This window comes from Paenibacillus chitinolyticus NBRC 15660 (assembly GCF_000739915.1).
In the GTDB taxonomy this organism is placed as follows: Bacteria; Bacillota; Bacilli; order Paenibacillales; family NBRC-103111; genus Paenibacillus_F; species Paenibacillus_F chitinolyticus.
The window spans coordinates 1-1561 of sequence record NZ_BBJT01000031.1 but is presented as its reverse complement, the minus strand read 5'-3'; the positions used below and the strand labels follow the sequence as shown (position 1 = coordinate 1561).

The following is a 1561-nucleotide window of genomic DNA, read 5'->3' as shown; positions in this document are numbered from 1 at the left end:
CGCCGATAGCTTGGCCTGCGGATCAGCGAGCGCCGCATCGATCAGTTGCACGAAATGACCGGCCATCCGTTCGGCCGTCTTCCGCTCGTACAGCACGTCGCAGTATTCCAGTCGGAATAGCAGCTCATCCCCCTTGCTCCTCCGCATCCAGCGTCAGATCGAATTTCGCCGAGCGGTAATCCGCTTCGTCCGCGCTCGCCTTCAGCCCCGCCAGCTCCGGCACGGCTCCGCCTTCGCCCTGCCACGCGAACATCGTGTCAAACAGCGGATTGCGGCTCATATCCCGCCGCACGTTCAGCTTCTCCACCAGTTCTTCGAACGGGTAATCTTGATGCGCGTACGCTTCCAGCGCCAGCTCCTTCACTTCCCTCACGTACGCCTCAAACGGCTTGTCCGCCGACGGATACGTGCGCAGCGCCAGCGTGTTCACAAACATGCCCATCACCCGCTCCAGCTCCGCGTGCGGCCTTCCCGCTACCGGCGTCCCCACGATCACTTCCTCTTGTCCGCTGTACTTCGACAGCAGCGTGGAATAGGCCGCCAGCAGCACCATGTACAGCGTCGCTCCCGTGCGCAGCGCCATCCGCTTCAGCCCGGTTGTCCGTTCCGCTCCCAAGGTGAAGCGGACAACGCCTCCCGTGTAGCGGAACACGGCCGGCCGGGTCCGGTCTGCCGGCAAATCCAGCATCGGCAGCTCGCCCTTCAACCGCTCCAGCCAGTAAGCTTCCTGCGCGCGGACCCGCTCGCTTCCCGCCTCCGACTGCTGCCACACCGCATAGTCCTTGTACTGGATGCGCAGCTCCGGCAGCGCTTCGCCTTCGCCTTCGCCGTTATACAGCCGGGACAGCTCTTCCAGCAAAATCGCCGTCGACACCCCATCGGATACGATGTGATGCATGTCGACCAGCAATCGGTGGCGATTCGCGCCCTCATCCACCAGTGCGGCGCGCAGCAGAGGCGCCTGCTCCAAATCAAACGGGCGGATAAACGCCCGGGCCGCCTGCAGCGCTTCCTCTTCGCCTTGGACACGGATACGCGGCAGCGTAAATTCCGGCGGCGCTTCCTTCGGGGCAATCCGCTGCATTGGCACGCCGTCATGCAGCGTAAAAGCTGTCCGCAGCGCTTCATGACGCCGGATCAGCGCCCGGAACGCCTGCTCCAGCCGCGCCGCATCCGGCTCGCCTTCCAGGTGCAGGACGCCCGGCATGTTGTACCCGAAGCCGTCCGTCTCCAATTGGCTGAGCACATACAGCCGTTTTTGCGCCGACGAAACGGGATAGCTTTCCTGCTCGCCGGCAGCCGGAATACCGGCGTACGGATTGGGCTGCAGCTCTTCCATCGCCTGCGCCAGCGATTCGACGGTCGGATGCTCGAACACCATCCGCATCGGCACTTCCACCTGCAGCGCTTGGTGAATACGCGCCGTCAGCGCCGCCGCCCGCAGCGAATGGCCGCCGATTTCGAAGAAATGATCGCGGATACCGACGGCTTCCGCGCCAAGCACTTCCCGCCACAGTTCCGCCAGTCTCGCCTCCATCACCGTGCGCGGCGCTTCCGTTCC

The 1561-nt window shown here is 64.3% G+C and carries 1 protein-coding gene; it reads right to left on the bottom strand.

Features of this window, described 5'->3' with window-relative positions; genetic code table 11:
• Positions 1–124 precede the first annotated feature (124 nt).
• Positions 125–1561: condensation domain-containing protein (locus PCH01S_RS29115; protein WP_255246875.1), on the bottom strand; the 1437-nt coding region annotated here is incomplete at its 5' end.